At 68.5% G+C, this 23,200-nt stretch carries 20 protein-coding genes; 13 read left to right on the top strand and 7 right to left on the bottom strand.

Features of this window, described 5'->3' with window-relative positions:
- Positions 1 to 174: 174 nt before the first annotated feature.
- Positions 175 to 546 carry a hypothetical protein gene (locus tag A5705_RS04400; protein WP_068275667.1) on the bottom strand — a complete coding sequence of 124 codons (372 nt, stop codon included), beginning with the start codon at positions 544 to 546 and terminating at the stop codon, positions 175 to 177.
- 236 nt (positions 547 to 782) lie between these two features.
- Here A5705_RS04400 and A5705_RS04405 point away from each other — a divergent pair, with 236 nt between their 5' ends.
- The 3 genes from A5705_RS04405 to A5705_RS04415 are packed head-to-tail and all read left to right on the top strand — an operon-like array spanning position 783 to position 2,991.
- Positions 783 to 2,060 carry a bifunctional 3,4-dihydroxy-2-butanone-4-phosphate synthase/GTP cyclohydrolase II gene (locus A5705_RS04405; protein ID WP_067880786.1) on the top strand — a complete coding sequence of 426 codons (1,278 nt, stop codon included), beginning with the start codon at positions 783 to 785 and terminating at the stop codon, positions 2,058 to 2,060.
- Positions 2,057 to 2,536, top strand: a complete 480-nt coding sequence (gene ribH / locus A5705_RS04410; RefSeq protein ID WP_067880789.1) for a 6,7-dimethyl-8-ribityllumazine synthase — start codon at positions 2,057 to 2,059, stop codon at positions 2,534 to 2,536. Before A5705_RS04405 ends, ribH begins: the two co-directional genes overlap by 4 nt.
- Positions 2,533 to 2,991: a PH domain-containing protein gene (locus A5705_RS04415; RefSeq protein WP_067880792.1), complete on the top strand. Its 459-nt coding sequence runs from the start codon at positions 2,533 to 2,535 to the stop codon at positions 2,989 to 2,991. The genes ribH and A5705_RS04415 overlap by 4 nt, the downstream gene beginning before the upstream one ends.
- Before the next feature lie 124 nt (positions 2,992 to 3,115).
- Here A5705_RS04415 and A5705_RS04420 read toward each other — a convergent pair whose 3' ends face one another.
- A complete protein-coding gene (locus A5705_RS04420; RefSeq protein ID WP_068275819.1) occupies positions 3,116 to 3,298 on the bottom strand; it encodes an excalibur calcium-binding domain-containing protein in 183 nt (60 codons plus the stop codon).
- Between the two features lie 320 nt (positions 3,299 to 3,618).
- The gene (locus tag A5705_RS04425) at positions 3,619 to 5,313 is read right to left on the bottom strand and encodes a PecA family PE domain-processing aspartic protease (protein WP_068275669.1); all 1,695 of its coding nucleotides are present in this window, start codon (positions 5,311 to 5,313) and stop codon (positions 3,619 to 3,621) included.
- A 133-nt stretch (positions 5,314 to 5,446) separates the two neighbouring features.
- Between A5705_RS04425 and uvrC the strand changes: the two genes are divergently transcribed.
- From uvrC to A5705_RS04460, 7 genes are all read left to right on the top strand, one after another.
- On the top strand, positions 5,447 to 7,390 hold the full coding sequence (gene uvrC, locus A5705_RS04430; protein WP_068275673.1) for an excinuclease ABC subunit UvrC: 1,944 nt from the start codon (positions 5,447 to 5,449) through the stop codon (positions 7,388 to 7,390).
- Positions 7,387 to 8,310 carry an RNase adapter RapZ gene (gene rapZ / locus A5705_RS04435; RefSeq protein ID WP_068275676.1) on the top strand — a complete coding sequence of 308 codons (924 nt, stop codon included), beginning with the start codon at positions 7,387 to 7,389 and terminating at the stop codon, positions 8,308 to 8,310. Before uvrC ends, rapZ begins: the two co-directional genes overlap by 4 nt.
- A complete protein-coding gene (locus A5705_RS04440; protein WP_068275679.1) occupies positions 8,307 to 9,365 on the top strand; it encodes a YvcK family protein in 1,059 nt (352 codons plus the stop codon). Before rapZ ends, A5705_RS04440 begins: the two co-directional genes overlap by 4 nt.
- Entirely contained in the window at positions 9,362 to 10,339 is a 978-nt protein-coding gene (gene whiA / locus A5705_RS04445) for a DNA-binding protein WhiA (protein ID WP_108637241.1), read from the top strand. The genes A5705_RS04440 and whiA overlap by 4 nt, the downstream gene beginning before the upstream one ends.
- A gap of 21 nt (positions 10,340 to 10,360) precedes the next feature.
- Positions 10,361 to 11,749 carry a wax ester/triacylglycerol synthase family O-acyltransferase gene (locus A5705_RS04450; RefSeq protein ID WP_067880811.1) on the top strand — a complete coding sequence of 463 codons (1,389 nt, stop codon included), beginning with the start codon at positions 10,361 to 10,363 and terminating at the stop codon, positions 11,747 to 11,749.
- A 209-nt stretch (positions 11,750 to 11,958) separates the two neighbouring features.
- Positions 11,959 to 13,143 carry a 3-hydroxy-9,10-secoandrosta-1,3,5(10)-triene-9,17-dione monooxygenase oxygenase subunit gene (gene hsaA / locus A5705_RS04455; protein WP_068275685.1) on the top strand — a complete coding sequence of 395 codons (1,185 nt, stop codon included), beginning with the start codon at positions 11,959 to 11,961 and terminating at the stop codon, positions 13,141 to 13,143.
- A gap of 18 nt (positions 13,144 to 13,161) precedes the next feature.
- Positions 13,162 to 14,412, top strand: a complete 1,251-nt coding sequence (locus A5705_RS04460; protein ID WP_067880817.1) for a cytochrome P450 — start codon at positions 13,162 to 13,164, stop codon at positions 14,410 to 14,412.
- 9 nt (positions 14,413 to 14,421) lie between these two features.
- Here the strand turns inward: A5705_RS04460 and A5705_RS04465 are convergent, their stop codons facing one another.
- The 4 genes from A5705_RS04465 to A5705_RS04480 form a co-directional block, all read right to left on the bottom strand.
- On the bottom strand, positions 14,422 to 15,567 hold the full coding sequence (locus A5705_RS04465; RefSeq protein WP_067880820.1) for a Rieske 2Fe-2S domain-containing protein: 1,146 nt from the start codon (positions 15,565 to 15,567) through the stop codon (positions 14,422 to 14,424).
- 211 nt (positions 15,568 to 15,778) lie between these two features.
- Positions 15,779 to 17,044 carry an alpha/beta hydrolase gene (locus A5705_RS04470; protein ID WP_068275690.1) on the bottom strand — a complete coding sequence of 422 codons (1,266 nt, stop codon included), beginning with the start codon at positions 17,042 to 17,044 and terminating at the stop codon, positions 15,779 to 15,781.
- Positions 17,044 to 18,666 carry an acyl-CoA ligase FadD12 gene (gene fadD12, locus A5705_RS04475; protein ID WP_067880826.1) on the bottom strand — a complete coding sequence of 541 codons (1,623 nt, stop codon included), beginning with the start codon at positions 18,664 to 18,666 and terminating at the stop codon, positions 17,044 to 17,046. Before fadD12 ends, A5705_RS04470 begins: the two co-directional genes overlap by 1 nt.
- 3 nt (positions 18,667 to 18,669) lie before the next feature.
- Positions 18,670 to 19,479, bottom strand: a complete 810-nt coding sequence (locus A5705_RS04480; protein ID WP_067880829.1) for a 1-acyl-sn-glycerol-3-phosphate acyltransferase — start codon at positions 19,477 to 19,479, stop codon at positions 18,670 to 18,672.
- Between the two features lie 458 nt (positions 19,480 to 19,937).
- Here A5705_RS04480 and A5705_RS04485 point away from each other — a divergent pair, with 458 nt between their 5' ends.
- The 3 genes from A5705_RS04485 to A5705_RS04495 all read left to right on the top strand — a co-directional run bounded on the left by A5705_RS04485 (position 19,938) and on the right by A5705_RS04495 (position 23,113).
- Positions 19,938 to 20,243 carry a hypothetical protein gene (locus A5705_RS04485; RefSeq protein WP_231982362.1) on the top strand — a complete coding sequence of 102 codons (306 nt, stop codon included), beginning with the start codon at positions 19,938 to 19,940 and terminating at the stop codon, positions 20,241 to 20,243.
- Between the two features lie 130 nt (positions 20,244 to 20,373).
- Positions 20,374 to 22,092, top strand: coding sequence for a DUF3556 domain-containing protein (locus tag A5705_RS04490; protein WP_067880835.1), 1,719 nt, complete (start codon positions 20,374 to 20,376; stop codon positions 22,090 to 22,092).
- A gap of 142 nt (positions 22,093 to 22,234) precedes the next feature.
- A complete protein-coding gene (locus A5705_RS04495) occupies positions 22,235 to 23,113 on the top strand; it encodes an Ig-like domain-containing protein (protein WP_082956293.1) in 879 nt (292 codons plus the stop codon).
- Positions 23,114 to 23,200 lie beyond the last annotated feature (87 nt).

The raw sequence follows: 23,200 nt of genomic DNA on the forward strand, positions 1-23,200 counted from the left end.
CTTCCGCGGGTTCCCCCGCTTTGCTTGAGCCGATGCCACACCTTTGGAATGCATGTTCCAATTCCCAGCTCAGCTAGGCGAATGCACTTGTTGGGCGGCGCTGCGCGAAGTTGAAGGAGGCCGCTGACAGCGGCGGGTTTCGCCTTGGCAGCGGCCTGCTTCCAACTCAGTGGTTTACAACGAGCGCCAGACGGGGCCGTCCCAGTAACCCCAGTCGTTCGCACCGGGGTTCCACACGACCTGGGCCCAGGGTGCCCACGGCGGAGGCGGCGGCATCGGCCGCGCCCACGGCGGGGGCGCACCGTAACCGGCCGGACCGCCGTAGTTGTCGTCCCAGTCACGGCAGTTGTTCCAGTTCTGGTAGGGGCCCCACCCGGGGTCCCACTGGTCGCCCGGGCACCAGTGGTGGTGATACATCGGTGCCGGGGGAGGAGCCGCCTGGGCGACGCCCGAGGCCAGCCCCAGCATGGATGCGGATATTGCACCGGCGGCCGCCGTGCCCACGCACAGGCGACGCCACAGTGGTGTCTGCGTTTCGGTATTCATGCCTCTCAGACTTCCCTATAGAAGAAGCCGAAAACGCCTCGCACCGCCGAGCCCCGCATCTCACACGTTCTACCCAGCCGCGGCACACGTGCGGCTTACGTCGCGCGCCGCTCACCCACCGATCGCGACCACCCTTCGCCAGGGAAAACCGTGGCAATAACCGCGCCGCCGCGGTGGTTCATACTGAATGCAACACTTGGGCTTCCCGGTGGGCCCCTACGAGAGCAGGCAGCAACGTGACGAGGTTGGACTCCGTCGAGAGGGCGGTTGCCGACATCGCGGCCGGCAAGGCCGTCATCGTCATCGACGACGAGGACCGCGAGAACGAGGGCGACCTGATCTTCGCCGCCGAGAAGGCGACGCCGGAGCTGGTGGCGTTCATGGTCCGCTACACCTCGGGGTACCTGTGCGTGCCCCTGGACGGCGCGATCTGCGACCGGCTGGGGCTGCTGCCGATGTACGCGGTGAACCAGGACAAGCACGGAACCGCCTACACTGTCACGGTCGATGCGAAAAACGGTGTGGGAACGGGGATTTCGGCCTCCGACCGGGCCACGACGATGCGCCTGCTCGCCGATCCGGCCAGCATCGCCGAGGATTTCACCCGGCCCGGTCACGTGGTTCCGTTGCGCGCCAAGGACGGTGGGGTGCTGCGCCGGCCGGGCCACACCGAGGCCGCCGTGGACCTCGCCCGGATGGCGGGGCTGCAACCCGCGGGCGCGATCTGCGAGATCGTCAGCCAGAAGGACGAGGGCTCGATGGCCCAGACCGACGAGTTGCGGGTCTTCGCCGACGAGCACGACCTCGCGCTGATCACCATCGCCGACCTGATCGAGTGGCGGCGCAAACACGAGAAGCACATCGAGCGGATCGCCGAGGCGCGGATCCCGACCCGGCACGGCGAGTTCCGCGCGATCGGCTACGCCAGCATCTACGAGGACGTCGAGCACGTCGCGCTGGTGCGCGGCGAGATCGCCGGGCCGAACGCCGACGGCGACGACGTGCTGGTCCGCGTGCACTCCGAGTGCCTGACCGGGGACGTGTTCGGCTCCCGTCGCTGCGACTGCGGGCCGCAACTCGACGCCGCGATGGCCATGGTCGCCCGCGAGGGGCGCGGCGTGGTGCTGTATATGCGCGGCCACGAGGGCCGCGGCATCGGCCTGATGCACAAACTGCAGGCCTACCAGCTGCAGGACGCCGGCGACGACACCGTCGACGCCAACCTGAAGCTCGGATTACCGGCCGACGCAAGGGATTACGGTATCGGCGCGCAGATACTCGTCGACCTCGGGGTGCGCTCGATGCGGCTGCTGACCAACAACCCGGCCAAGCGGGTCGGGCTGGACGGATACGGGCTGCACATCATCGAGCGGGTGCCGCTTCCGGTGCGCGCCAACGCGGAGAACATCCGCTACCTGATGACCAAGCGCGACAGGATGGGGCACGACCTGGTGGGATTGGACGACTTTCACGAATCGGTGCATCTGCCGGGCGAATTCGGCGGTGCTCTGTGAGCGGTGGCGGGGAGCCCGAGCTACCCGCGCTCAACGCGTCCGGCCTGCGGGTCGCCATCGTGGCCAGTACCTGGCACGCCCAGATCTGCGATGCGCTGCTGGCCGGCGCGCGCAAGGTGACCGCCGAGTCGGGCGTCGAGGACCCGACGGTGGTCCGCGTGCTCGGTGCGATCGAGATCCCGGTGGTGGCGCAGCAGCTGGCCACCAATCACGACGCCGTCATCGCCCTGGGCGTCGTAATCCGCGGTGAGACACCGCATTTCGAGTACGTCTGCGATGCGGTGACGCAGGGGCTGACCAGGGTCGCACTGGACGCGTCGACGCCCGTCGCCAACGGGGTGCTGACCACCAACACCGAGGAGCAGGCGCTGGCCCGCGCCGGGCTTCCCGCGTCGGCCGAGGACAAGGGGGCCCAGGCCGCCGGTGCCGCGCTGACCGCCGCGCTGACCCTGCGTGACCTGCGCGCCCGGTCGTGAGCGCGCCGGACGGCTGGGATGTGGAGCTGCGCCCACACCGGACTCCGGTGTTCGTCTATGCCGCGGCGTTTCTGATCGCGGCGGCGCACATCGTGGTGGGCCTGCTGCTCAAGATCAAGTCCAGCGGCGTCATCTTCCACACCTCCGACCAGGTGGCCATCGCCGTGCTCGGCCTGGTGATCGCCGGAGGTGTGCTGCTGTTCGCGCGGCCGCGGCTGCGGGTGGGTCCGGCCGGCCTGGCGGTGCGAAACCTGTTCGGCTACAGGGTGATTCCCTGGGCCGACGTGGTGGGCGTGTCGTTTCCCGCGGGGAGGCGGTGGGCGCGCGTCGACCTGCCCGACGACGAGTACGTTCCCCTGATGGCGATCCAGGCCGCCGACCGGGAACTCGCCGTCGACGCCATGGACACCGTGCGGTCGCTGCTGGCGCGCTACCGGCCGGACCTGCGGGCCTAGCGTTTCAGGCGTCGGCGGGGGTGGCGGCCGTGTGGGTGTCCAATACTTTCGTGTTGGGTATTGGTTGGTGTCGCAACACAGTGCGGCGTGAATGTTTTGCTTCGAGTGGTTGTAGAAGCCGGACTCAGCCTTCGCAGGCGATGCCGTCGTTGTCCCGGTCTAGCTTCTGCTGGTAAGCGGGGTCGCCCCTCGGAATGTTGTACCGGCCATCCTTGTGGGCCTCGGTGCAACTCTTGTAAGGCGGCTCGGCGGGGGCTGTAGGTGCGACGGATACGCCGATGCCCACGATTGCGGCTACCGCACCCATACTGGCCATGAGCTGGCGAAATGTCATTGGGCTCCATGCTCTCTTCCGTTAATGATCGATGAGGAGCTTAGGAAGGGGTTTGATTGTCGGTGGGGCGGAGTCTGCGATCTCATATGACACTCATAGAAGTTCGTGGCCGACCAAACTCGGTGCGGCCGGCGGGCCATGTCGGCGTGAACGAACGTGACTACGCAGAAGCTTGGAAGGGAATTCCGGTTTCCTCTGAAAACCAGGAGATGGCCACGAGGCCGAAGCCTATCCCGAAATATGCTGCACAGCAGCATGCTTCGAGTGATTCTCGTTCGCGGCCTTCGAAGACCTCAGGCGTCGTAGAACAGCGTCCCGGTATTGAGCGGGCTGTACGAGAGGTAGATCGGGATGGTCTCGAATGGCGAATTGCCGGTATTGAATAGGCCGTTCGCCCCGCTGACCACAACCGGGGCCGTGGGGGCGGCGCCGACCGTTTCGTGGTAGATGGCGACGTTGTTGGCGGTGTAGACGGTCAGCGTCGTTCCCTGCGGAACGTAGCCGCCCACCGAGCCGGTGCCCAGCGACGCGGGGATGTCTCCCCACAGGCCACCGGAATCCACGAACGCGTCGTTGACGGTGACCGCGGTGCCGCCGTTGACCGACACCTTCAGCGTGGTCACGGGCGCGCCCGACGACGAGGTGAGGGCGGTCAGCGGGTTGGCGCCGAACTGCGCGCTACCCGCGGGCTCGTTGAGGAGCACACCCTGGCCGAGGGTGTCCGGCAGGGCTTGCACGGGGCTGGTGGACAACGGCCCGACCAGATTGCTCCCGCCGATGCCCAGAACGGGAAGCCCGTCGGTGACCGGCAAATTCGTTGACATGCCGTTCTGCGTCTGTGTCACGGAGGTGACGACGGCAACCTGGGTCGGCTGGCTGACGATGCCGTTCCCGAAATTGACGGATGCCGAATACGTTGTGTACTTCTCGGTCAGGGTGTTTCCGCCGTCGCCGTAGGTGACGGTGCCGGTCCCGGTGGGCGTGCCCAGGGTCGCGAAATTGACGTCTTGCGGCGGAACGACCAGACCTCGAGATCCGGTGTCGAAGATCACCTGCGAGTTCGGCCCGCCGGCGATGGAGACGTCGACGTAGGGTCGGTTGATTTGCTGGTCCACCTGCACCGGGATGGTGGGCGCACCGCCGGTGCCGCCGGCGGCTCCGGGCAGGCCCAACATCCCGGCGGCGCCGCCGGTGCCGCCGGGACCGCCCGCGACCCCGCCTGGGCCGCCGGAAACCCCGCCGGTCCCGCCCGCGCCGCCGTTGCCGACGAGCGAGCCGCCGCGGCCGCCGATACCGCCGAGGCCGCCGAGCTCCCCGCCCAATCCGCCGGGGCCGCCGTTGCCGAACCACACCGCGCTGCCCCCGGCGCCCCCTGTGCCGAAGGGGCCGCCGATCCCGCCCGCGCCGCCGTTGCCCCAAAGCAAGCCGCCGGTGCCGCCGGGCCCGCCGGGCGCGTCCCAGCCGCCCATGCCGCCGGTGCCACCGAAGCCGATCAGCCCGGCCGGACCGCCCGGGCCGCCGGCTTGCCCGGTCGTTCCCGACCCGCCGCTGCCGCCGCTGCCCAGCAAGATACCGCCCGGCCCGCCGGCCTGCCCCGTCCCCGGCGCCCCGTTGAGGCCGTTGCCGATCAGCGGGCGCCCCACCAGCAGCTCGGTGGGCAGGTTGATCGCCCCCAGAACGTCCTGCCCGAGGAGCTGCAGCGGGTTGGTGCCGGCGGCCTCGGTCGCCGCATACGCGCCCGCGCCCGTGCTCAGCGCCCGGACGAACTGGGCGTGAAACGCCTCCGCCTGCGCGCCGAGCGCCTGATAGTCCAGGGCGTGGCCGGAAAACAGCGACGCGAGGGCGGCCGACACCTCGTCGCCGGCGGCCGCCACCACGGCGGTGGTCGAGGCCGCCGCCGCCCGGTGGGCCGCCGCCACCGACGATCCGATGCCCGCCAGGTCGCCGGCCGCATCCGCGACGAGTGCCGGCTCGATCAGCAACGACATTCTTCGACCCCCAGCGCTACCGGCCGCCCAGCGATACGCGGATGGTAATCCGCCGCAGCGACGAATTTCGCAGTTTTCACGGCCTGCCGCCGGGCTTTCCCGGTGCCCGTGCGACGGCTACTAGCCTGGGAACGTGCCAGATCCCGCAACGTATCGCCCCGCGCCCGGGTCCATCCCGGTCGAGCCCGGCGTCTACCGGTTCCGGGACGCGCACGGGCGGGTCATCTACGTCGGCAAGGCCAAGAGCCTGCGCAGCAGGCTGACGTCCTACTTCGCCGACGTCGCCGGCCTACATCCGCGAACCCGGCAGATGGTGACCACCGCGGCCAAGGTCGAGTGGACGGTGGTCAACACCGAAGTCGAGGCGCTGCAGCTGGAATACAACTGGATCAAGGAGTTCGATCCGCGCTTCAACGTCCGCTACCGCGACGACAAGTCCTACCCGGTGCTGGCCGTCACGCTGAACGAGGAGTTTCCCCGGCTGATGGTCTATCGCGGCCCGCGCCGCAAGGGTGTTCGCTATTTCGGCCCGTACTCCCATGCCTGGGCGATCCGCGAGACGCTGGATCTGCTCACCCGCGTCTTCCCGGCGCGTACCTGCTCGGCCGGAGTCTTCAAGCGGCACAAGCAGATCGACCGCCCGTGCCTGCTCGGCTACATCGACAAATGCTCGGCCCCCTGCGTCGGCCGGGTCAGCGCCGAGCAGCATCGCCAGATCGTCGAGGACTTCTGCGACTTCCTGTCCGGCAAGACCGACCGGTTCGCGCGCGACCTGGAGCAGCAGATGAACGCCGCTGCCGAGGAACTCGACTTCGAGCGGGCCGCGCGGCTCCGCGACGACCTCGGCGCGTTGAAGCGGGCCATGGAAAAGCAGGCGGTGGTGCTCGGCGACGGCACCGACGCCGACGTGGTCGCCTTCGCCGACGACGACCTGGAGGCCGCGGTGCAGGTATTTCATGTCCGCGGCGGCCGGGTGCGCGGCCAGCGCGGCTGGATCGTCGAAAAGTCCGGGGATCCGGGCGAATCCGGCGAGGAGCGGTTGGTCGAGCAATTCCTGACGCAGTTCTACGGTGAGCAGGCCGAACTGGACGGGGCCGCCGACGAATCCACCAATCCCGTGCCCCGGGAGGTGCTGGTGCCGTGCCTGCCGTCCAACGCCGACGAGCTGACCGCCTGGCTGTCCGGGCTGCGCGGGTCGCGGGTCGCGCTGCGGGTCCCGCGGCGCGGCGACAAGCGCGCGCTGGCCGAAACCGTGCAGCGCAACGCGAAAGAGGCGCTGCAGCAACACAAGCTGAAGCGGGCCGGCGACTTCAACGCCAGATCGGCTGCGCTGCAGAATATTCAAGAGGCGCTGGGGCTCGCGGATGCGCCGCTGCGCATCGAATGCGTCGACATCAGCCACGTGCAGGGCACCGACGTGGTGGGCTCGCTGGTGGTGTTCGAGGACGGCCTGCCGCGCAAGTCGGACTACCGCCACTTCGGCATCCGGGAGGCCGCCGGGCAGGGACGCTCCGACGACGTGGCCTCCATCGCCGAGGTCACCCGCCGCCGGTTCGCGCGGCACCTCAACGAGCAAAAAGACCCCAATATGCTTTCCCCGGAAGGGAAATCGCGCCGCTTCGCCTACCCGCCGAATCTGTTCGTCGTCGACGGCGGTGCGCCGCAAGTCAACGCGGCATCGGCCGTGCTCGACGAACTCGGCATCACCGACGTCGCCGTCATCGGCCTGGCCAAGCGGCTGGAGGAGATCTGGGTGCCGTCGGAGCCCGACCCGATCATCATGCCCCGCAACAGCGAGGGCCTCTACCTGCTGCAGCGCGTGCGTGACGAGGCGCACCGGTTCGCCATCGCCTACCATCGCAGCAAGCGATCCAAGCGAATGACCGCCTCGGCGCTGGATTCGGTGCCAGGATTGGGGGAGCATCGCCGCAAGGCGCTGGTAACCCATTTCGGATCGATAGCCCGCCTCAAGGAGGCCACCGTCGACCAGATCACCGCCGTTCCGGGCATCGGCGTGGCCACCGCCACGGCCGTCCTCGAGGCGCTGCGACCCGCGCCACCGGAAGTCGCCGAATGACAAGCCAGGACGAGTTCACCAACAACCGCCCGGGCGACGCCTACCCCGAAGACGGGGCCGGCATCGACGTCGTGCTGGTGACGGGGTTGTCGGGCGCCGGGCGGGGCACGGCGGCCAAGGTGCTCGAGGACCTCGGCTGGTACGTGGCCGACAACCTGCCGCCCCAGCTGATCACCCGGATGGTCGATTTCGGGCTGGCCGCGGGTTCGCGGATCACCCAGCTGGCGGTGGTGATGGACGTGCGGTCGCGGGGATTCACCGGCGATCTCGACGAGGTGCGCACCGAACTGGCCACCCGCAACATCACCCCGCGCGTGGTGTTCATGGAGGCCTCCGACGACATGCTGGTGCGCCGCTACGAACAGAACCGCCGCAGCCATCCGCTGCAGGGCGAGCAGACGCTGGCCGAGGGCATCGCCGCCGAACGCCGGATGCTGGCGCCGGTCCGCGCCACCGCCGACCTGATCATCGACACCTCGACGCTGTCGGTGCGGGGCCTGCGGGAGAGCATCGAGCGGGCGTTCGGCGGCGAGACCGGCGCGTCCACCAGCGTCACCGTCGAGTCCTTCGGCTTCAAGTACGGCCTGCCGATGGACGCCGACATGGTGATGGACGTCCGGTTCCTGCCCAACCCGCACTGGGTCGACGACCTGCGCCCGCTCACCGGCGAGCATCCCGCGGTGCGCGACTACGTGTTGGGCCAGCCCGGCGCGGAGGAGTTCCTCGACGCTTACCATCGTTTGCTGAACCTGGTTGTCGACGGCTATCGCCGGGAGGGCAAGCGTTACATGACGGTCGCCATCGGCTGCACCGGCGGCAAGCATCGCAGCGTCGCGATCGCCGAGGCGTTGATGCAGCTGCTGCGGGGCAACCCGCAGCTGGCCGTGCGGGTGCTGCACCGGGATCTGGGTCGCGAATGAGCTCGGCGACAAACAAGGGCATCGTCGCGCTGGGGGGTGGGCACGGCCTGTATGCGACGCTGTCGGCGGCGCGCCGGCTGACGCCCCACGTCACCGCGGTGGTCACCGTCGCCGACGACGGTGGCTCGTCGGGCCGGCTGCGCAGCGAACTGGACGTGATCCCGCCCGGCGATCTGCGAATGGCCTTGGCGGCGTTGGCATCCGACAGCCCGCACGGGCGGCTGTGGGCGACCATCCTGCAGCACCGATTCGGCGGCACCGGCGCGCTGGCCGGGCACCCGATCGGCAACCTGCTGCTGGCCGGCCTCAACGAGGTGCTCGCCGATCCGGTCGCGGCCCTCGACGAGCTCGGCCGCATCCTCGGCGTGAAGGGCAGGGTGTTGCCGATGTGCCCGATCGCGCTGCAGATCGAGGCGGACGTGTCCGGCCTGGAGACCGACCCGCGGATGTTCCGCCTGATCCGCGGCCAGGTGGCGATCGCCACCACGCCGGGCAAGGTGCGGCGGGTGCGGCTGTTGCCGCCCAACCCGCCGGCGACCCGGCAGGCCGTCGACGCCATCATGGCCGCCGACCTGGTGGTGCTGGGGCCCGGATCCTGGTTCACCAGCGTGATCCCGCACGTGCTGGTCCCCGGGCTGGCCTCGGCGTTGCGGGCGACCACCGCGCGGCGGGCCCTGGTGCTCAACCTGGTCGCCGAGCCCGGAGAGACGGCCGGCTTCTCGGTGGAACGCCACCTGCATGTGCTGGCGCAGCACGCGCCCGGATTCACCGTGCACGACATCATCATTGACGCCGAACGGGTGACCGGTGAGCGCGAACGCGAGCAACTGCGCCGGACCGCGACGCTGCTGGAAGCCGAGGTCCACTTCGCCGACGTGTCCCGACCTGGTACACCTTTACATGACCCGGGCAAGCTCGCGGCGGCGCTCGACGGGGTCCGAGCGGGCCACACATCTGGTTTACAAGGTGGCCCGAAAGGCCCGGGAGCCCCTTCGGCGACCACCACGAACGAGATCCGCGTCGACGGCGAGAGAGGTGACGACGCGTGGCGATGACGACCGAAGTCAAGGACGAGCTGAGCCGCCTGGTGGTGAAGTCGGTCAGCGCGCGGCGCGCCGAGGTCACGTCGCTGCTGAGGTTCGCCGGCGGGTTGCACATCGTCGGCGGCCGGGTCGTCGTCGAGGCCGAGGTGGATCTGGGCAACGTCGCGCGCCGGCTGCGCAAGGACATCTTCGAGCTCTACGGGTACAACGCCGTCGTGCATGTGTTGTCGGCCAGTGGAATTCGCAAGAGCACGCGCTACGTGCTGCGGGTGGCCAACGACGGCGAGGCGCTCGCCCGGCAGACCGGCCTGCTCGACATGCGGGGCCGTCCGGTGCGCGGGCTGCCCGCCCAGGTCGTCGGCGGCAGCATCGCCGACGCCGAGGCGGCCTGGCGGGGCGCCTTTTTGGCGCACGGCTCGCTCACCGAGCCGGGACGTTCGTCGGCGCTGGAGGTCAGCTGCCCCGGCCCGGAGGCCGCGCTGGCGCTGGTCGGTGCGGCGCGCCGGCTGGGGGTCAGCGCTAAGGCGCGCGAGGTGCGCGGTGCCGACCGGGTGGTGGTGCGCGACGGCGAGGCGATCGGCGCCCTGCTGACCCGGATGGGGGCCCAGGACACCCGGCTGGTCTGGGAGGAGCGCCGGATGCGTCGCGAGGTCCGCGCGACGGCCAACCGGCTGGCCAATTTCGACGACGCCAACCTGCGCCGCTCGGCGCGCGCGGCGGTCGCGGCGGCCGCCCGGGTGGAGCGCGCGCTCGAGATCCTCGGCGACACCGTCCCGGACCATCTGGCCTCGGCGGGCAGGCTGCGCGTCGAGCACCGGCAGGCGTCGCTGGAGGAGCTGGGCCGGCTGGCCGACCCGCCGATGACGAAAGACGCTGTGGCCGGCCGCATTCGGCGGCTGCTGTCGATGGCCGACCGCAAGGCGAAAGTCGAGGGCATCCCGGACACCGAGTCGGCGGTGACGCCCGACCTCTTGGAGGACGCCTGATCGGGGGGCTACGGTTCTCCCATGAAGCGGCTTTCGAGTGTCGACGCGGCGTTCTGGTCCGCGGAAACCGCGGGCTGGCACATGCATGTGGGCGCGCTCGCGATCTGCGATCTCACTGATGCACCCGACTTCAGCTTTCAACGCGTTCGCCAGCTGATCATCGAGCGCCTGCCCGAGCTGCCGCAGTTGCGCTGGCGCGTCACCGGCGCACCGCTGGGGCTCGACCGGCCGTGGTTCGTCGAGGACGAGGAACTCGACGTCGACTTCCACATCCGGCGCATCGCGGTGCCCGCGCCGGGCGGCCGGCGCGAGGTCGACGAGCTGGTGGGTCGGCTGATGTCTTACAAGCTCGACCGCTCGCGACCGCTGTGGGAGCTCTGGGTCATCGAGAATGTAAAGGGCAACCGGGTCGCGACGCTGACCAAGATGCACCACGCCATCGTCGACGGCGTCTCTGGCGCCGGGCTGGGCGAAATCCTGCTGGACGTCACCCCCGAGCCGCGGCCGCCGAAAGAGGAGACGGTGGGATCGCTGGTGGGATTCCAGCTCCCCGGCATCGAGCGGCGCGCGGTGGGTGCTCTGGTCAATCTGGCGGTGAAAACGCCGTTTCGGATCACCAGGCTGCTGGAGCAGACGGTGCGCCAGCAGATCGCCGCTCTGGGCGTCACCAGCAGGCCGCCGGGCTACTTCGAGGCGCCCAAGACCCGATTCAACGCGCCGGTGTCACCTCACCGGCGGATCACCGGCTGCCGCGTCGAGCTGGACCGGGCCAAGGCTGTCAAGGACGCCTTTGGTGTCAAGCTCAACGACGTGGTGCTGGCCCTCGTGGCCGGGGCCGCCCGAGAGTACCTCCTGAAACATGACGAGTTGCCGGCCAAACCGCTCATCGCGCAGATCCCGGTCTCGACGCGCACCGACGAAAGCAAGAGCGACGTCGGCAACAAGATCAGCTCGATGACCGCATCGCTGGCCACTGACATCGAAGACCCCGCCGATCGGCTGAGGGCCATCCATGAAAGCACCCAAAGCGCCAAAGGTATGGCCAAAGCGCTTTCGGCGCACCAGATCATGGGCCTTACCGAGACCACGCCGCCGGGATTGCTGCAGCTGGCCGCCCGGGCCTATACCGCCACCGGGCTGTCGCGCAACCTGGCCCCGATCAATCTGGTGGTGTCCAATGTCCCCGGCCCGCCCATGCCTCTTTACATGGCCGGCGCCAAACTGGAGTCGCTGGTGCCGCTCGGCCCGCCCGTCATGGACATCGCTTTGAACATCACCTGCTTCTCGTACGAGAAATACCTGGACTTCGGATTTGTCACCACCCCCGAAGTCGCCAATGACATCCACGAGATGGCCCGCGCCGTCGAGCCGGCGCTGACCGAGCTGGAGAAGGCCGCCGCGCGGGAGTGATCGCCGGCAACGTCCGGTAGCCGAGCGGGCTTTTCGCGATCACCGACGACATGTCGGGACTTTCTGCCCTAGTGCCTGCCCGCCCCGAGGCCGTAACTAGAACAAGTTACAGTTCGCATTTTATGCCGCTGTACAGCAGGAACAATGACATATTGGCCGAGATTGCAACGTTCTCTAGCCTTGTGACCAGCTCGCCCCGGAGGTAAGCAGTGACGTCCATTCAAGTACTCGATGCTCAATCCGTCTTGGCCGCCGTCGACGACCTGCTGCCCAAGCTGAGGCAGCGCGCGCCGGAGACGGAGGAGCTGCGGCGGCTGCCGGACGCGACGGTCAGCGAGCTGCAGGAGATCGGCTTCTTCCGGCTGCTGCAGCCGGCGCAGTGGGGTGGCATGCAGTGCGATCCGACGGTGTTCTTCGAGGCCGTCCGGCGGCTGGCCAGTGCGTGCGGGTCTACCGGGTGGGTGGCATCGATCCTCGGCGTGCACAACTGGCACGCGGCGCAATTCGACCAGCAGGCCCAGCAGGACGTGTGGGGCGAGGACCCGAACGTGCGGATCTCCTCGTCGTACGCCCCGATGGGCGCCGGTCAGGTGGTCGACGGCGGTTATCTGCTCAATGGCTCGTGGCACTGGTCGTCGGGTTGCGACCACGCCACGTGGACCTTCGTCGGCGGCCCGGTGATCAAGGACGGCCAGCCGGTCGACTTCGGCAGCTTCTTGATCCCCATCGGCGACTACCGCATCGACGACGTCTGGCACGTCGTCGGCCTGAAGGGCACCGGCAGCAACACCCTGGTGGTCAAGGACGTGTTCGTGCCCCGGCACCGGTTCCTGTCCTACAGGTCGATGAATGACCACACCGCCGGCGGGCTGGTGGTGAACACCGATCCGGTCTACCGAATGCCATGGGGCACCATGCATCCCACCACGATCACCGCCCCCATCGTCGGGATGGCCTACGGCGCCTACGATTCCCACGTCGAACATCAAGGCAAGCGGGTGCGCGCGGCGTTCGCGGGCGAGAAGTCCAAAGAGGACCCCTTTGCCAAGGTGCGCATCGCCGAGGCGGCCAGCGACATCGACGCCGCGTGGCGGCAGCTGATGGGCAACGTCGGCGACGAGTACGCGTGCCTGCTGGCGGGTCGGGAAGTCCCGTTCGAGCTGCGGGCCCGGGCCCGTCGCGACCAGGTGCGTGCCACCGCCCGCGCGATCGCCGCGATCGACCGCTTGTTCGACGCCTCGGGCGCCACCGCGTTGGCCAACAGCAGCCCCATTCAACGGTTTTGGCGCGACGCGCACGCCGGCCGGGTGCACGCCGCCAACGATCCCGAGCGGGCCTACCTGATCTTCGGCAATCACGAATTCGGGCTGCCGCCCGGCGACACGATGGTCTGACACCCACAGGAGACAGCGATGACCTGCCCGCACCTTCCCCCCGGTTTCGACCCGACCGACCCGGACATCTACGCCGAGCGCCTGCCCGTCGAGGAGCTCGCCGAGTTGCGCCGCAGCGCGCCGATCTGGTGGTGTGACCAGCCCATCGGCAAGGGCGGTTTCAACGACGGCGGCTTCTGGGTGGTGACGAAGCACAAGGACGTCAAGGAGGTGTCGCTGCGCAACGACGTCTTCTCCAGCTGGCTCAACGGCGCCATCCCGCGTTTCGCCGACGACATGAGCCGCGAGGACATCGACTTGCAGCGGTTCGTTCTGCTCAACATGGACCCGCCGCACCACACCCGGCTGCGCAGGATCATCTCCCGCGGGTTCACGCCGCGCGCGATCGGCCGGCTGCGCGACGAGCTCAACGAGCGGGCGCAGGTCATCGCCAAGACCGCCGCGGCGGAGGGCACCGGCGATTTCGTGGAGCAGGTCGCGTGCGAGCTGCCGCTGCAGGCCATCGCCGGGTTGCTGGGGGTGCCGCAGGAGGACCGCGGCAAGCTGTTCCGGTGGTCCAACGAGATGACCGGCGCCCAGGATCCGGAGTACGCGCACATCGATCCCAAGGTGTCGTCGGCGGAGGTGCTGGCCTACGCGATGAAGATGGCGGAGGTCAGGGCCGAGAACCCTTGCGACGACATCGTTTCCACGCTGCTGCAGGCGGACATCGACGGCGAGAAGCTTTCCGACGACGAATTCGGGTTCTTCGTGATGATGCTGGCGGTCGCCGGCAACGAGACCACCCGCAATTCGATCACCCAGGGCATGATGGCGTTCGCCGACTTCCCGGCCCAGTGGGAGCTGTACAAGAAGGAGCGCCCGGAGACCGCGGCGGACGAGATCGTACGGTGGGCCACCCCGGTGACGGCGTTCCAGCGCACCGCCAAGGAGGACACCGAACTGTCGGGGGTGACGATCAAGAAGGGGCAGCGGGTGTTGATGTTCTACCGCTCGGCCAACTTCGACGAGGACGTGTTCACCGATCCGTTCGAGTTCGACGTCTTACGTAACCCCAACCCGCACGTCGGATTTGGCGGCACCGGCGAGCACTACTGCATCGGCGCGAACCTGGCGAAGTTGACGATCAACCTGATGTTCAACGCCATCGCCGACCACATGCCCGACCTCACGCCCGTCTCGAAACCGGAGCGGATTCGGTCGGGATGGCTCAACGGCATCAAGCACTGGCACGTCGACTACACCGGTGGGTGCCCCGTCGCGCACTGATCGGTTCGGCTACCGGGGCTGCTCGACCTTCGTCCGCAGGTTCTCGTCCACCTCGGTGTGCCAGTGCTTGTTGGCGGCCGTGGTGTCGACCTCGTACTCGAAGCGGTCGGTCATCTCCGGCGTCACGTCGGCCGCATCCACATAGAACTGCTGATACCAGCGGCGCAGCTGATAGACCGGGCCGTCCTCTTCGACCAGCAACGGGTTTTCGATGCGGGTCTTGTGCTTCCAGATCTCGACGTCCTGCAGGAAGCCCATGCTGACGCCCTCGGTGAACGCCTTGGACAGCTTCTCGGTGTCGGCCTCGTCCATGCCCGCGGGCTTTTTCACGATGATGCCCCAGTGCAGCATGAAGGAGTTCTGCGTGACGGGGTAGTGGCAGTTGACCAGGATCGACTCGACTTTGTAGCCGCCGTAACTGTTGTGCAGCCAGTTGATCATGAACGACGGGCCGAAGTAGGAAGCCTCGGAATCGAGCAACTGCTCACCGGTGTAGTGCGACCCGCCGAGGTGGACGTCGGGCCGGCCGACGGTGCGCAGGTATTGCGACGCGATGTGGCCCTCGAAGACGTTCTTGAAGTACGTCGGGAAGCCGTAGTGCACGTAGAAGAAGTGCGCCATGTCGACGATGTTGTCGACGATCTCGCGGCAGTTCGAGCCTTCGATGAGCTCACTGCGCCATCGCCAGTCGGTCCATGCGTCACTGGCGGCCTCGGGGATGTCGGGGATCTGTAGTTCCGGTGACGGTGGGTTGCCCTCGTGGTCATGCCAGACGAACAACAGACCGTTATGCACCTCGGTGGGCCAGGTGCGGGTGCGCGCCATTCGCGGGGTGCGCTTGGCGTAGGGCACCTCCTTGCACCTGCCGTCGCCGCCCCACCGCCAGTCGTGAAACGGGCACGCGACGGTGTCGCCCTTGACGACGCCCTGCGACAGGTCACCGCCCATGTGACGGCAGTACGCGTCGAGGACCCGCAGGTTGCGTTCGGTGTCGGCGAAGACGACCAGCTTGGTGCCGAAGATGTTGACCGCGTGGGGCTTGCCGTCGAGGAAGTCCTTGGCCACGCCCAGGCAATGCCACCCGCGGGCGAACCGGGTCGGCAGCGTGCCGACGTCGATTTCCCGGACGCCGACCCCGGCGGTATCGATACTCACTTCGCGCCTCCACGTGCTCAGCGACTAGAACACGTTATAGTTTCGCCTCTGCGATGCGAACATCGATGCAGGCGAAAGCCCCTAAAGATGTGACTTATGGCCCTAGGTGATCACCGCGTGGGACTCGGCCTCCCACCGCGCCGAGCGTGGGGGTTATGCACGGCTTTCCCGAAATTTTCGTCCATATCACCCACGCTCGGCGGATGAAGTCCTAGTCGCGTTCGGGCGGGTTCGTCGCGTACACCCACGACAGGAAGCGCCCGACGGCCTCGGCGGAGCGGTGCGCCCGCGGGGAACTGAAGATGTCGAAAGCGTGTTGGGCGTGCGGCAATTCGGCGTACGCGACCGGGGACTTCGACACCGCGCGCAATTCCTCGACGAACTCCTGCGCCTCCCCGACGGGGATCAGCGAGTCGTCGCGGCCGTGCAGCACGAAAAACGGCGGGGCGTCGGCCCTGAGCTCGCGGATCGGCGACGCGTCGTGGTAGATGTGCCGGTGCGTGGCGAATTTCCGCTTGACGACGAACTTTTCGAGCAGCCCGACGAACTCGGGACGACCCTCGCCCTGGGTGGAGAACCAGTCGTAGCGCCCGTACACCGGAACCGCGGCGGTCACCGAGGTGTCGGCCTCCTCGAAGCCCGGCTGGAATTTGGGGTCGTTGGGGGTCAGCGCCGCCAGCGCGGACAGGTGGCCGCCGGCCGAGCCGCCCGTGATCGCGACGAAGTTCGGGTCGCCGCCGAAGCGGGCGATGTTCTCCTTGACCCAGGCCAGCGCCCGCTTGACGTCGACGATGTGGTCGGGCCAGGTGTGCACGGGGGACACCCGGTAGCCGATCGACACGCACACCCAGCCGCGGGCGGCCAGGTGGCTCATCAGCGGGTAGGCCTGGGGACGGCGCATCCCGATCACCCAGGCGCCGCCGGGGACCTGCAGCAGCACCGGCGCCTTACCGTCGCGCGGCAGGTCGCGGCGCCGCCAGATGTCGGCCAGGTTGGCGCGCCCGTGTGGGCCGTAGGACACCACGTTCGTCTTCTCGACATAGCGCCGGCGCGCCACGGTGTTGCCCAGCGGCAGGCTGCGCCGACCGCTGCGGGTGGGCTTCGTCTGCGGCAGCGCCTCCAGCGCCTCGGTGTAGTCGTGCCCCAACTGCTCGCGCAGGCCGGCCTCCAGCACCGGGCCCGGCGTGGTGACGCCGCGATAGCGGATCACCCCCAGCATGGCCCAGGACGCGGCCGTCATCGCCAGCGCCGCCTTGCCGCGTCGCCCGGCGAAGTCGCCACGACGCCCCCGTCGCAGCGCGTCCACCAGCGAGGCGGAAAAGTAGACCCCCGGCACCTCCGACGTCGGCCAGCCGAACCAGAACACCAGCACGGTGCTGTACCCCTTGCGGGCCAGCGGGCGTAATCCGTTGGCGGCGTTGGCCAATTCCAGTGCGGCGCGCGCCAGCGGCCTCGGCTGCCTGAAGCTGAATCGCATCAGCCGCCGACCCGGGCCTGCAACTCGTTGCGGAGGATCTTGCCGGTGCTGCCGCGGGGCAGCTCGTCGAGGACGGCGATCTCGCGGGGGACCTTGTAGTTGGCGAGGTTGTCCCGGACGTGCTGCTTGAGCGTGTCGGTGGTGGCGTCCGCGCCCGGGGCCAGCACCACGAAGGCCGCCAGCCGCTGGCCGTAATGCTCGTCGTCCACGCCGATCACCGCGGCCTCCGCCACGTCAGGATGCGCCGCCAGCGTCTTCTCCACCTCGATCGGGTAGACGTTCTCGCCGCCGGACACGATCATCTCGTCGTCGCGGCCGACCACGAACAGCCGCCCGGCGTCGTCGAGGTACCCGACGTCACCCGACGACATGAAGCCGTCGTGGAAGTCTTTGGTGGTGCCGGACGTGTAGCCCTCGAACTGGGTGTCGTTGCGCACGTAGATGGTGCCGACCTCGCCGGTGGGCAGCTCGTTGAATTCGGGGTCCAGGATGCGGATTTCGGTTCCCTCGGCGGGCCGGCCCGCGGTGTCGGGCGCCGCCCGCAGGTCCGCCGGGGTGGCGGTGGCGATCATGCCGGCCTCGGTGGCGTTGTAGTTGTTGTAGATCACGTCGCCGTACTGGTCCATGAACGCGATGACGACGTCGGGGCGCATCCGCGAGCCGGACGCCGCGGCGAACCGCAATGACTTGCAGTCGTACCGGTTTCGCACCTCGGCGGGCAGCTCCATGATGCGGTCGAACATCACCGGCACCACGGCCAGGCCCGCCGCCCGGTGGCGGTCGATGAGGTCCAGGGTGGCCTCGGGGTCGAATTTGCGCCGGGTCACCACGGTGCACGCCATCGACGCGGCGAAGATCAACTGGGAAAAGCCCCACGCGTGGAACATCGGCGCCACGATCACGACGGTCTCTTCCGCCCGCCACGGCGTGCGGTCCAGGATCGCCTTGAGGGTGCCGACCCCGGCGTTGCCGCCAGTTTGGTTGGCGCCCTTGGGCGTTCCGGTGGTGCCGGAGGTCAGCAGGATCATCCTGCCCTTGCGTGCGGTGCGGTGCGGCCGTTGGCCGGCGTGATCGGCGATGAGCCGCTCGACCGTCGGCTCGCGCGCCCCGCCGTCGGTCCACGCCAAGATGCGGGTCGCGTCCGGCTTGTCGGCCAGCGCGCGGTCCACCGTCTCGGTGAACTCCTCGTCGTAGACCACGGCGTCGACGCCTTCGCGATTGACCACGTCGGCCAGCGCCGGCCCGGCGAACGACGTGTTGAGCAGCACCACATCGGAGCCGATCCGCGCGGCGGCCACCACGGCCTCGACGAAGCCGCGGTGGTTGCGGCACATGACCCCGACGACCTTCGGTTGGCCCGAGGGCAGGCCCTGCAGCGCCGCGCCGAAGGCGTTGATCCGCTCGTCGAGCTGCCGCCAGGTCAGCGTGCCGAGTTCGTCGATGAAGCCGGGACGGTCCGGGCAGCGCGCCGCCGCGCTGGCGAAGCCCACGGTCATGCCCAGGCCCTCGCGGCGCATGGCGGCGGCCATTTTCAGGTAGCGGTCGGGGCGCATCGGCGCGATCATCCCTGCGCGCCACAGGGTGCCCAGTACCCCGAGCGCCTGATTGATGGGGGATGCCACGGCTCAGCCCAGGATCGGGAAGCGTCGCTTGGCGGCGAGCTCGGTGAGGGCCTGCTGCATCACCGACCGCACGTGCTCGTCGACCTCGTCGACGTCGGGGTCGTCACCGAACCGCGCGGCGATGTCGATGGGTTCCAGCACCCGCGTGACGATCTTGGTGGGCAGCGGCACGTTGGGCGGGACGACGGCGCTCAGCCCGAACGGGAAGCCGAACGACACCGGCAGAATTGCGCTGCGCAGCAAGCGCTTGACGCCCAGCCGTTCGGCCAGCCAGGTGCCGCGGGTCAAGTAGAGCTGGGTCTCCTGACCGCCGATGGACACCGCGGGGACGATGGGCACCCCGGCCTCGATGGCCGTGCTGACGTATCCCTTGCGGCCGTTGAAGTCGATGACGTTCTCCGAGAGCGTCGGACGGTAGGCGTCGTAATCGCCGCCGGGAAACACGACCACCACGCCGCCGGACCGCAGGGCCTTGGCGGCGTTCTCCCGGTTCGCCCGGATGTAACCGGTGCGCCGAAAGAGCGAGGCCGTGGGGCCGGTCATGAGGATGTCGTGGCTGAGCGTGTAGACCGGCCTGTCGTAGCCGAATTTCTCGTAGAAGTGAACGCTGAAGATCGGGACGTCCATGGGGAACATGCCGCCGGAGTGGTTGCCGACCACCAGCGCGCCGCCCGGCGGGAATGAATTCAGGCCGTGCACCTCGGACCGGAAGTACGTCTTCAAAAACGGGCGCATCACGCCCATCAGGCGCCGGGTCAGACCGGGGTCGAACTTGTCGATGTCCTCGATGTCTGGGCTGTCGCTGTCGCTCACATGTCTCCTTGTGGCTCCGGCGGGGCAGCATCGCCCCGTCGAGTCCCTCGATGGTAACGACCGAGGCGGGGGCCGCCGGCGTGATGTTTTGCCCGATTTAGTACCCAAGGCGGGTTTGGGCCAACCTACCGCGGAGGTATCCACTGCCCGGGCAGATGGTGCCGGTCGGAACGGGGGAGGCCAATTCACGATGCGGTGTTGGGGAAACGTTCGTTTTCTGGCCTGTATTGCGTCCCGGGCCTATGGCGCCGGTGCGATCGGGGGGTTATTGTTACCTCTCGCCAAACACCCAACTGCCAGCTGAAAGGGCCGAAATGGACGTCGCCGGTTTGTCCGACGAGCGCGGCACCCGCTTGGCTGCTGGGCACGGTTCGAGCGGTGTTCGGGACCGACGCGGGGGCAGGCCCCGCAGCAGCGCGGTCCGCCCAGGCCCCGTCAATGTCCGTCAAGGAGGGGCCATGCCTTCGGTGACCATCAACCGACCCGCCCGCGATGTCATGTCGGCTGCGGCGGTCGAGACGGCGGACCACCGCCAGGCCGACTACTTCCGCCGGTTGCTCGCCCAGAGCCGCCGCCACATCGACCACCGGCTCGGTGAGTACCAGAAGGCGATCGTGACCGCCGAAGCCGCCGGGGACGCGGAGGGCGCCGGCAGCCTTCGGCGCATGGCGCGGGCCGAAGAGCAGGATCGCCGAACCCTGGACGACCTGCTGGAAAACCTGCAGCGGCGATTCCCGCATCGGGCGCGGCCCGCATCCCGGTAACGCCGGGGCCGTCGGCGCCCCGATCAGGTTGCGCGGCAGCGATTCTCATTGACCCATACCGTCGGGTGCAGCGCTGCCGATAGATTGTATCCGCCAGCTGGTTTCACCTCCGACGGGAATGAGGCCGCCCATGGGATTCATGTCACCGGAGCTCCCGGACGTCGACCCCGACACCTGGCGGGCGTTGCCACGGGCAACGCGACTGCAGGTGGTGACCCGGCATTGGGCGGAACACGGCTTCGGCACCCCGTCCGCGGTGTACCTGCTGTACCTGCTCAAGATCGCCCTGTACGTCGCGGTGCCCGCCGCGATCATCTCGCTCACCCCGGGGCTGGGTGGGCTGGGCCGCATCGGCGACTGGTGGGCGCAGCCGATCGTGTATCAGAAGTTCGTCGTCTTCACGCTGCTGTTCGAGGTTCTCGGCTTCGGGTGCGGGTCGGGCCCGCTGACCGGGCGGTTCATGCCGCCGGTCGGCGGATTCCTGTACTGGTTGCGGCCCAACACGATTCGGCTGCCGCCCTGGCCGGGCAAGGTGCCGTTCACCGGCGGCGACACCCGCACGGTCGTCGACGTCGTCCTCTATGCCGTTGTGCTGGGCGGCGGCGTGTGGGCGCTGCTGTCGCCCGGCCCCCTGATCGACCCCGTCCGGGTCGCGCCGACGATCGTCGCGCTGGCGGTGTTGGGTCTGCGCGACAAGACCATCTTCCTCGCCGCCCGCGGCGAGCACTACTGGCTGAAGCTGATCGTGTTCTTCTTCCCGTTCGCCGACCAGATCGCGGCATTCAAGATCATCATGCTCGGGTTGTGGTGGGGCGCGGCGACTTCCAAGCTCAACCACCATTTCCCCTACGTCGTGTCGGTGATGACGAGCAACAACGCGCTGCTGCGGAGCAGGCTGTTCAACCCGCTCAAGCACGCCCTGTACCTCGACCCGGTCCACGACCTGCGGCCGTCGTGGTTGCCCAAGGTGATGGCGCACGTCGGCGGCACCACGGCCGAATTCCTGGTCCCCGGGATCCTGGTGTTCATCGCCGACGGGCACCCGTGGCGGTGGTTCCTGATCGCGTTCATGGTGATCTTCCACCTCAACATCCTGTCCAACCTCCCGATGGGCGTGCCGTTGGAGTGGAACGTGTTCTTCATCTTCTCGCTGTTCTACCTGTTCGGTCACTACGGCGGGATCCACGCCGTCGACCTTTCCTCGCCGCTGCTGCTCGCCATTCTGATCGTCGCGCTCGCCGTGGTGCCTATCGCGGGAAACCTGTTCCCGCAGAAGATTTCGTTCCTCCCGGCGATGCGCTACTACGCGGGGAACTGGGCCACGAGTGTGTGGTGCTTCCGCGCGGGCGCCGAGGACAGGATCGAGGCAAGTGTCGTGAAGAGCTCTGCGCTGGTGGTGAATCAGCTGGCCAAGCTCTACGACGCGAACACCGCCGAGATCATGAGCGACAAGACGGCCGCCTTTCGCGCGATGCACACTCACGGCCGCGCGCTCAACGGATTGCTGCCGCGCGCGATCGACAACGAGGCCGACTACAGCATCCGCGAGGGGGAGATCGTCGCCGGGCCCCTGGTCGGATGGAACTTCGGCGAAGGCCACCTGCACAACGAGCAGCTGCTCGAGGCGGTGCAGCGGCGCTGCGGATTCGCCGACGGGGACGTCCGCGTCATCGTGCTCGAGGGCCAACCGATCCACATCCAACGGCAGTGGTACCGCATCCTGGACGCCAAGGCCGGGCTGATCGAGGCGGGCTACGTCGAGGTCGCGGACATGCTGACCCGCCAGCCGTGGCCCGAGCCCGGTGACGAGTTCCCCGTCCACACCGCCACGCAGCGCGCCGCCCGTTGACGGTCGATCGGCTGTGGCGGCTCGCCGTGGCCAAACCGTGACAGAGATTTGACCAATTACGTACGCGCCCTTGCCCTTCCGCTGGTCACGGCACGTTTAGCATCCCTATTACAACTGTGTCAGTTGAAAGGGAATGTGAGCCATGCGGGCGGTTGTTCGGTGTGCGCTTGCCGTCGTCGGGATCGCTGCCAGCGTGGCTGCGGGGCCCGCCGACATCCGCTTCACCGCGGCGAGCCGGCCGTACGGCTCGGCCATCGCGTCGATATTGCCCGCGCGGGGCTCCGTGGTGGGGGTGGCGCACCCCGTGGTCGTGACCTTCAGCGCGCCGGTCGCCGACCGGCATGCCGCCGAGCGCGCCGTCCACGTCGCATCGGCGCCCCCGATGACCGGCAGGTACGAATGGCTCGACGACGACGTGGTGCGGTGGGTTCCCGACCGGTACTGGCCGGCGCACAGCACGGTGGCGCTCTCGGTGGGCGGCGTGGCCACGCAATTTCAGACGGGGCCCACCGTCCTCGGCGTCGCCAACATCGCCGATCACACGTTCAGGGTGAGCATCGACGGGGTCGACTCGGGACCGCCGCCGTCGCTGCCGGCGCCGCACCACCGGCCCCACTGGGGTGAAGCGGGCGTGCTGCCTGCCTCGATGGGCAGGCCGGAGTACCCGACGCCGGTCGGCTCCTACACCGTCCTGTCCAAGGAACGCACGGTGATCATGGACTCGAGCAGCGTCGGTATCCCCGTCGACGATCCCGACGGTTACCGGATTCCGGTGGACTACGCCGTCCGCATCACCGGCCGCGGCCTCTTCGTCCATTCGGCCCCGTGGGCCGTCAACGCGATGGGACTGGAGAATGTCAGCCACGGCTGCATCAGCCTGAGCCCCGAGGACGCGGAGTGGTACTTCAACACCGTCCACGTCGGGGATCCGGTGATCGTCGAGGACCGCCAACAGCCGGCCCCACAACCGGACCCGCAACGGCAGAAGCCGCCGCTGCTCTGGGAGGCTCCGCCCAGCTGACGTGCGAATGCGCGCGTTGCCGGACCCCCGCATACGAAACGGACCCGCTGTAGCTAACCAGCGGGTCCGTCAGGCGCGGAACCGACC

The organism is Mycobacterium sp. E787 (assembly GCF_001668725.1).
GTDB lineage: Bacteria > Actinomycetota > Actinomycetes > Mycobacteriales > Mycobacteriaceae > Mycobacterium.

Excerpts from the sequence above, each read along its gene's own strand:
- A5705_RS04400 (WP_068275667.1), bottom strand. The coding sequence starts at position 546 with ATGAATACCGAAACGCAGACACCACTGTGGCGTCGCCTGTGCGTGGGC.
- A5705_RS04420 (WP_068275819.1), bottom strand. The coding sequence starts at position 3,298 with ATGGGTGCGGTAGCCGCAATCGTGGGCATCGGCGTATCCGTCGCACCT.
- A5705_RS04425 (WP_068275669.1), bottom strand. The coding sequence starts at position 5,313 with ATGTCGTTGCTGATCGAGCCGGCACTCGTCGCGGATGCGGCCGGCGAC.
- rapZ (WP_068275676.1), top strand. The coding sequence starts at position 7,387 with ATGACAAGCCAGGACGAGTTCACCAACAACCGCCCGGGCGACGCCTAC.
- A5705_RS04440 (WP_068275679.1), top strand. The coding sequence starts at position 8,307 with ATGAGCTCGGCGACAAACAAGGGCATCGTCGCGCTGGGGGGTGGGCAC.
- whiA (WP_108637241.1), top strand. The coding sequence starts at position 9,362 with ATGACGACCGAAGTCAAGGACGAGCTGAGCCGCCTGGTGGTGAAGTCG.
- A5705_RS04450 (WP_067880811.1), top strand. The coding sequence starts at position 10,361 with ATGAAGCGGCTTTCGAGTGTCGACGCGGCGTTCTGGTCCGCGGAAACC.
- A5705_RS04460 (WP_067880817.1), top strand. The coding sequence starts at position 13,162 with ATGACCTGCCCGCACCTTCCCCCCGGTTTCGACCCGACCGACCCGGAC.
- A5705_RS04470 (WP_068275690.1), bottom strand. The coding sequence starts at position 17,044 with ATGCGATTCAGCTTCAGGCAGCCGAGGCCGCTGGCGCGCGCCGCACTG.
- A5705_RS04485 (WP_231982362.1), top strand. The coding sequence starts at position 19,938 with ATGCCTTCGGTGACCATCAACCGACCCGCCCGCGATGTCATGTCGGCT.
- A5705_RS04490 (WP_067880835.1), top strand. The coding sequence starts at position 20,374 with ATGGGATTCATGTCACCGGAGCTCCCGGACGTCGACCCCGACACCTGG.
- A5705_RS04495 (WP_082956293.1), top strand. The coding sequence starts at position 22,235 with ATGCGGGCGGTTGTTCGGTGTGCGCTTGCCGTCGTCGGGATCGCTGCC.